The following is a 7024-nucleotide window of genomic DNA, read 5'->3' as shown; positions in this document are numbered from 1 at the left end:
ATACATCTTTGACTGATGCACCGCATTCGCGAGCAAGCCCGCTCCCACATTTTAAATGGTGTTTAGTCAGCTGATTTTGTGGAGGTAGGAGGGCAGGGGTTGTTCCGGTAGTACCGACAACACCTTCAACCGCTGCAACATCCGCTGCCTGGCCCGCTGCAAATGCTCGCGCAGGTTCAACGCCGCCGCATCCACCGCCCCATGCAACAACAGCTCCAGAATCAAGCGATGCTCGGCCAACATGGCCGGATCAGCACCGATCCCCAGCAGCCGGTAAAAAATCCTGCTGATAATCATCGGGCTCTGCCCCTGGCGGATCAACGCGGCGATCTTGCGGTTCTGCAACCCGGCGAGGCAGCGCTGGTGCAAATCCTCTTCGATCTGTTCGATGGCTTCCAGGCTGCACTGCGGGCTGGCCTGCGCGTCCAGCACCCGTTGCAACATCGCTTCCAGCACTTCGCGATCCAGGCCCGGCGCGCTGAGGCGCAGGGCTTCGGGTTCCAGGCATGCGCGTAGTTCGTAGTCTTCGGTGACTTCCCGCGCGGTCAGCGGCCCGGCCAGCCATTGGGAGTAGGGCTCCTTTTCCACCAGGCCACGGTCGCGCAAGCGCATCAGCGCCTCACGCACCACGGCGCGGCTGACGCCGTAGTGGTCGGCGGCCGCTTGCTCGTCCAGGCGGTAATGGCCGAAGGCAATGCAGGTGGACAGCGCCGCACCGATTTCCTCGACGATGCGCTCGCCCAATGGCCGCGTGTCCACCAGCTCGGCTTCGCCATTGAGCCCCAGGTGCGCATGGCTCAAGGGCAGGCGCAGCGGCTCCATTGCCAGGCCTTCCGGGTTAATCAGGTAGCCCCGGCCGTTGAAGCGGCAGATCAAGCCTTCGTCATGCAACAGGTCCAGGGCCCTGCGTACCGGCACGCGGCTGGTGCCGAACAATTCGGCCAGCGGCGCTTCCAGCAACACCAGCCCATGACGGGCCGTGCCGTTGACGATCGCGTCACGCAATACCTGGTGAATCATCGCGTAGCGCGAGGCCGAGGCAGACACTGCTTTCATCGCTTTCTCAGGGGCTTGTAGGACGGTGGCCGGGGATTCTCTCATAAGTTGCGCCTGTCACCCTGCGCCACGTCGGTGGCACTTTTTTGGGGCTGCCAATGTAGGAATGTTACTTTTCTGCACCAAAATGTACTTATTAATAAAGGATACATTATTTCATTCAAGGCGTTGCGCCAGGTCTCGTCAAACTATTTTTCCTGCCATCCAAGCTATCTATCCCGTAGCTCTGAGTGAAAAACCCGCGCAGGGTAAAACCCTCGACACAGAGACTGGCACGAAAGCTGCCTTTGTAAAATGTACATTTTATTAATATGTACGTTTTTCGAGGGTCATCTTGATGTCAGACGCCACTTCCATGGCCGAGGATTTCGCCAGCGGTCGCAGCGACCCGGTGCAGGTGTTTGAGCAGGCACTTGTCCACGCGAGCATGGCCCCCAGCGTATTTATCTCCCTGACTGCCGGGCGTGCCCGTCGCGAGGCCGAAGCCTCAGCCGCGCGCTGGCGGGCCGGCCAGCCGTTGAGCGTGCTGGATGGCGTGCCGCTGGCCTGGAAAGACCTGTTCGACGTGGCCGGCAGCATCACCACGGCAGGCGCCGCCTACCGCCGCAACGCGCCGGCGGCCGTGCTCGATGCGCCCAGCGTCGGCCTGTTGTGCCGCGCGGGGATGGTCAGCGTGGGCAAGACCAACCTCAGCGAGCTGGCCTATTCCGGCCTGGGCCTGAACCCGCATTTCGGCACGCCGTTCAACCCCCACAGCACTGACCAGGCGCGCATCCCCGGCGGTTCGTCATCGGGTTCGGCGGTCGCCGTGGCGGCCGGGATCGTACCGATTGCCATGGGCACCGACACCGCCGGCTCGATCCGCATCCCCGCCGCGTTGAATGGGGTGGTGGGTTACCGCAGCAGCAGTCGGCGCTACAGCCGCGACGCGGTGTTCCCGTTGTCGCGCACCCTCGACAGCCTCGGCCCGCTGACCCGCAGCGTGCGCGACGCGCTAGCCATCGACGATCTGCTCCATGGCCGCCGCCCAGTCCACACGCCCCGCAGCCTCAAGGGCCAGCGTTTTGTGCTGGCGCACCAAGAAGTCGAACCGGCCGTGCGCGACAACCTGCTGCGCGCCGTCGAGCAACTGCAAGCCGCCGGCGCAATCATCGAAGAACGCGAATGCCCACCGTTCCAGGCCACCCTGGAGCTGATCCGCGACCACGGCTGGCTCGGCTCTTTCGAAGCCTTCGCCCTGCACGAAGCCCTGCTCGACAGCCCCGACGCCGACCACCTCGACCCCCGCGTACGCCGCCGCCTCGAAGCCGCCCGCGCGCTGCCCGCCAGCCAATTGCTGCACCTGATCGAAGCCCGTCGGCGCCTGCAACAGCAACTGCTCGACGACCTCGACGGCGCGCTGCTGATTACGCCCACCGTCGCCCACGTTGCGCCGCCCCTGGCGCCGCTGGAAGCCGACGATGACCTGTTCATCCACACCAACCTCGCCACCCTGCGCCTGACCATGCCCGGCAGTTTCCTGGACATGCCCGGCGTGAACTTGCCCAGCGGCCGCGACGCCCTGGGCCTGCCCACCGGGCTGCTGCTCAGCGCCCCGACGGGGGAAGACGCGCGCCTGTTGCGCGCCGCGTTGTCCGTCGAATCCGCAATGACTATTTAAGGAGACACACCATGGCTAAAGACATCCTCTGTGCATTTGGCGTTGACGTTGACGCCGTCGCCGGCTGGCTCGGTTCCTACGGCGGCGAAGACTCGCCCGACGACATCTCCCGCGGCCTGTTCGCCGGTGAAATCGGTGCGCCGCGCCTGCTCAAATTGTTTGAGCGCTACGGCCTGCGCACCACCTGGTTTATCCCCGGGCACTCGATGGAAACCTTCCCCGAGCAGATGAAGGCCGTGGCCGACGCCGGCCACGAAATCGGCGTGCACGGCTACAGCCACGAAAACCCCATTGCCATGACCGCCGAGCAAGAGGAAATCGTCCTCGATAAATCCATCGAGCTCATCACCCAGGTCACCGGCAAACGCCCGACCGGCTACGTCGCGCCGTGGTGGGAATTCAGCAAGGTCACCAACGAGCTGCTGCTGAAAAAAGGCATCAAGTACGACCACAGCCTGATGCACAACGACTTCCACCCCTACTACGTACGCAAGGGCGACAGCTGGACCAAGATCGACTACAGCCAGCACCCCGACACCTGGATGAAACCCCTGGTGCGCGGCGAAGAAACCGACCTGGTGGAGATCCCGGCCAACTGGTACCTCGACGACCTGCCGCCGATGATGTTCATCAAGAAAGCCCCCAACAGCCACGGCTTCGTCAACCCGCGTCACCTTGAAGAAATGTGGCGCGACCAGTTCGACTGGGTCTACCGCGAACACGAACACGCGGTGTTCACCATGACCATCCACCCCGACGTCTCCGGCCGCCCGCAAGTGCTGCTGATGCTGGAGCGCCTGATCGAACACATCCAGAGCCATGCCGGCGTGCGCTTCGTCACCTTTGACGAAATCGCCGATGACTTTATCCGCCGTCAACCGCGTACCTGACCCTTAAAAAACAGCCCCCATCCCTGAGGCGCGACCCATGTCCATCTATAACAAGCTTGACCTGACCGGCTGGAAACCCCGGCAACTGACCTCCAAGGAAGTGCGCTTCGCCACCTGGATCGCGTTTTTCGCCTGGGTGTTTGCGGTGTACGACTTCATCCTCTTCGGCACCCTGCTGCCGGAGATTGGCCGGCACTTTGGCTGGGGTGAAGTGGAGCAAGCGGAAATCGCCACATGGGTCGCCGTGGGCACGGCGGTGGTCGCCTTTGCCATTGGCCCGGTGGTCGACAAGTTGGGCCGGCGCAAAGGCATTATCTTCACCGTGGCCGGCTCCGCGCTGTGCTCGGCGCTGACCGCCATCGGTGGCGCGTGGGGCAAGTCGCCGCTGATCCTGATCCGTTCGCTGGGCGGCCTGGGCTATGCCGAGGAAACCGTCAACGCCACGTACTTGAGCGAGCTGTATGGCGCCTCGGAAGACCCGCGCCTGACCAAGCGCCGCGGTTTTATCTACAGCCTGGTGCAGGGCGGCTGGCCGGTCGGTGCGTTGATCGCTGCCGGTTTGACCGCGCTGTTGCTGCCGATCATCGGCTGGCAGGGCTGCTTCATCTTCGCGGCGATCCCGGCGCTTGTGATCGCGATCATGGCGCGCAAGCTCAAGGAGAGCCCGCAGTTCCAGATCCACGAACGCATCAGCCAACTGCGCAAAAGCGGCGCGGTGACGGAAGCGCAGAACGTCGCCGTGACCTACGGCGTGGACTACGACGAACACAGCAAGGCCGGCCTCAAGGCCGCGTTCCGTGGCCCGGCGCGCCGCGCCACCCTGGTGATCGGCGCCGCGCTGTTGCTCAACTGGGCGGCGATCCAGGTGTTCAGCGTGCTGGGTACTTCGGTGATCGTCAGCGTGCACCACATCTCGTTCGAGAACTCGCTGATTATCCTCGTGCTGTCGAACCTGGTGGGCTACTGCGGTTACCTCAGCCACGGCTGGATGGGCGACAAGATCGGCCGTCGCAACGTCATCGGCCTGGGCTGGATGCTCGGCGGCCTGGCGTTCGCCGGCATGCTGTTTGGCCCGAGCAACATGGCGATGGTGGTCGGGCTGTACAGCCTGGGCCTGTTCTTCCTGATCGGGCCGTACTCGGCGGCGCTGTTTTTTATCAGCGAAAGCTTTCCCACCAGCATCCGCGCCACCGGCGGCGCGATCATCCACGCCATGGGCCCGATTGGTGCGGTGGTCGCAGGGTTTGGCGCGACCCAAGTGTTGTCCGCCGGCAGCGACTGGCAGACCGCCGCGCTGTGGTTCGGTGCCGTGCCGTGCTTCCTGTCCGGCATGTTGATGTTTGCCGCGCGTCATGTGCGCCCGGAAACCGTTCAGTAAGGAGTGTGTGATGAGCCGTAAAGTTGCCTTGATTACCGGCGCCGCCAGCGGCATCGGCCAAGCCCTAGCCGTGGCCTATGCGCGCAACGGTGTGGCCGTGGTGGGCGGGTATTACCCGGCCGATCCCCACGACCCGCACACCACCGTGGCGTTGGTGGAAGCCGCCGGCGGCGAATGCCTGATGTTGCCGTTGGATGTCGGCAACAGCGCTTCGGTGGACGCCCTGGCCGAGCAGGCCGTGCAGCACTTCGGCCGCCTCGACTACGCCGTGGCCAATGCCGGTTTGCTGCGCCGTGCGCCGCTGCTGGAAATGACCGACGCGTTGTGGGACGAGATGCTCAATGTCGACCTGACGGGGGTGATGCGCACCTTCCGTGCGGCCACGCGACACATGAGCGAAGGCGGCGCGCTGGTGGCGATTTCATCGATTGCCGGCGGCGTGTATGGCTGGCAGGAACACAGCCATTACGCCGCAGCCAAGGCCGGTGTGCCGGGGCTGTGCCGTTCGCTGGCGGTGGAGTTGGCGGCCAAGGGCATTCGTTGCAATGCGGTGATCCCGGGGTTGATCGAGACCCCGCAGTCGCTGGATGCGAAGAACTCGCTGGGGCCGGAAGGCTTGGCGAAAGCCGCGCGGGCGATTCCGCTAGGGCGGGTAGGGCGGGCGGATGAAGTGGCGTCGTTGGTGCAGTTTTTGACCAGTGAGGCGTCGAGTTATCTCACGGGCCAAAGCATCGTTATCGACGGTGGCCTGACCGTGCGTTGGCCCGATTAATAACTGATGTACTCGGTCCAAATGTGGGAGCTGGCTTGCCTGCGATAGCGGTGTATCAGTAAACATAATTGCAGCTGACCCACCGCCATCGCAGGCAAGCCAGCTCCCACAGGGAACCGGTGTTTGTCTCAGGAGTTTTTGTATGCCTCAACTTTCTAACCGCCGCGCCGTCATCACCGGCGCCGGCAGCGGCATCGGTGCCGCCATCGCCCGCGCCTACGCCGCTGAAGGCGCACGCCTGGTGCTGGCCGACCGCAACGCCGCGAGCCTCGCCGAAACCGCGATCACCTGCCGCAACCTCGGCGCCGAAGTCGTCGAATGCCTGGCCGACGTCGGCACCGTCGAAGGCGCCCAGGCCAGTGTGGATACCTGCGTCGCGCAGTTCGGCGGCATCGACATCCTGGTCAACAACGCCGGCATGCTCACCCAGGCGCGGTGTGTCGACCTGTCCATCGAGATGTGGAACGACATGCTGCGCGTCGACCTCACCAGCGTGTTCGTCGCCAGCCAGCGCGCCTTGCCGCACATGCTTGCGCAGCGCTGGGGGCGCATCATTAATGTCGCCTCGCAACTGGGGATCAAGGGCGGCGCCGAGCTGACTCACTACGCCGCCGCCAAGGCCGGGGTGATCGGCTTTACCAAGTCCCTCGCGCTGGAAGTGGCCAAGGACAACGTGCTGGTCAACGCCATCGCCCCCGGCCCGATTGAAACGCCGTTGGTGGGCGGCATCAGCGACGACTGGAAACGCGCCAAGGCCAAGGAATTGCCCCTGGGCCGCTTCGGCCTGGCCGATGAAGTGGCGCCTACCGCCGTGCTGCTGGCCAGCGAGCCAGGCGGCAATTTGTTCGTTGGCCAGACCCTCGGCCCGAACTCCGGCGACGTCATGCCATGAGCGGGGTGTAGCCATGTGCGGACTCTGCGGGCTGCTCGGCGAAGACCTGCACTGGAGCGACCCCCTGGGCGATGAGTTGCCCCGGCGCCGCGAACGCCTGCGCCGGATCGCAGCGATCAACCAGGTGCTGGCGGTGTTCCGGCTCAAGGTCGAAGACTTCCAGGGCGCCTCGTACCTGTTGCTCGGCGCCACCGGCAAGCAGGAATTGGCCAGCGGCCTGGATCAACTGTGGCAGGCCGCCGAAACCATGCTCGGCCGCCCGCTGGACCCCCTCGACCCGAAACTGCTCGACCACCTTGAACACTGACTGTGGCGAGGGAGCTTGCTCCCGCTGGGCTGCGAAGCGGCCCCAAAAGCTTGGGAGCGCTGCGCACTC

The 7024-nt window shown here is 64.4% G+C and carries 7 protein-coding genes; 6 read left to right on the top strand and 1 reads right to left on the bottom strand.

Translation table 11 applies throughout. The features are described from left to right. Nucleotides 1–66: 66 nt before the first annotated feature. Complete coding sequence (locus NUV89_RS26175) at nt 67–1056, bottom strand: GntR family transcriptional regulator (RefSeq protein ID WP_257783601.1); 990 nt, start codon at nt 1054–1056, stop codon at nt 67–69. Between the two features lie 337 nt (nt 1057–1393). On the opposite strand from NUV89_RS26175, the gene NUV89_RS26170 reads away from it, so the two are divergent. From NUV89_RS26170 to NUV89_RS26145, 6 genes are all read left to right on the top strand, one after another. Next, nucleotides 1394–2716 carry an amidase gene (locus tag NUV89_RS26170; protein ID WP_257783600.1) on the top strand — a complete coding sequence of 441 codons (1323 nt, stop codon included), beginning with the start codon at nt 1394–1396 and terminating at the stop codon, nt 2714–2716. Between the two features lie 11 nt (nt 2717–2727). After that, on the top strand, nt 2728–3606 hold the full coding sequence (locus NUV89_RS26165; RefSeq protein WP_003234086.1) for a polysaccharide deacetylase: 879 nt from the start codon (nt 2728–2730) through the stop codon (nt 3604–3606). 37 nt (nt 3607–3643) lie between these two features. Continuing rightward, a complete protein-coding gene (locus NUV89_RS26160; protein ID WP_257783599.1) occupies nt 3644–4984 on the top strand; it encodes an MFS transporter in 1341 nt (446 codons plus the stop codon). A gap of 10 nt (nt 4985–4994) precedes the next feature. Beyond that, nucleotides 4995–5756, top strand: a complete 762-nt coding sequence (locus tag NUV89_RS26155; protein WP_257783598.1) for an SDR family NAD(P)-dependent oxidoreductase — start codon at nt 4995–4997, stop codon at nt 5754–5756. Nucleotides 5757–5898: 142 nt separating this feature from the next. Next, nucleotides 5899–6648, top strand: a complete 750-nt coding sequence (locus NUV89_RS26150; RefSeq protein WP_257783597.1) for an SDR family NAD(P)-dependent oxidoreductase — start codon at nt 5899–5901, stop codon at nt 6646–6648. Nucleotides 6649–6661: 13 nt separating this feature from the next. Further along, nucleotides 6662–6955 carry a hypothetical protein gene (locus NUV89_RS26145; protein ID WP_257783596.1) on the top strand — a complete coding sequence of 98 codons (294 nt, stop codon included), beginning with the start codon at nt 6662–6664 and terminating at the stop codon, nt 6953–6955. Nucleotides 6956–7024: the final 69 nt, after the last annotated feature.

It is taken from the genome of Pseudomonas sp. 18.1.10, from assembly GCF_024655625.1.
Classification (GTDB): Bacteria; Pseudomonadota; Gammaproteobacteria; order Pseudomonadales; family Pseudomonadaceae; genus Aquipseudomonas.
The sequence above is the reverse complement of the archived record's forward strand: the minus strand, read 5'-3'. Positions and strand labels throughout refer to the sequence as shown.

Excerpts from the sequence above, each read along its gene's own strand:
- NUV89_RS26175 (WP_257783601.1), bottom strand. The coding sequence starts at position 1,056 with ATGAAAGCAGTGTCTGCCTCGGCCTCGCGCTACGCGATGATTCACCAG.
- NUV89_RS26170 (WP_257783600.1), top strand. The coding sequence starts at position 1,394 with ATGTCAGACGCCACTTCCATGGCCGAGGATTTCGCCAGCGGTCGCAGC.
- NUV89_RS26165 (WP_003234086.1), top strand. The coding sequence starts at position 2,728 with ATGGCTAAAGACATCCTCTGTGCATTTGGCGTTGACGTTGACGCCGTC.
- NUV89_RS26160 (WP_257783599.1), top strand. The coding sequence starts at position 3,644 with ATGTCCATCTATAACAAGCTTGACCTGACCGGCTGGAAACCCCGGCAA.
- NUV89_RS26155 (WP_257783598.1), top strand. The coding sequence starts at position 4,995 with ATGAGCCGTAAAGTTGCCTTGATTACCGGCGCCGCCAGCGGCATCGGC.
- NUV89_RS26150 (WP_257783597.1), top strand. The coding sequence starts at position 5,899 with ATGCCTCAACTTTCTAACCGCCGCGCCGTCATCACCGGCGCCGGCAGC.
- NUV89_RS26145 (WP_257783596.1), top strand. The coding sequence starts at position 6,662 with ATGTGCGGACTCTGCGGGCTGCTCGGCGAAGACCTGCACTGGAGCGAC.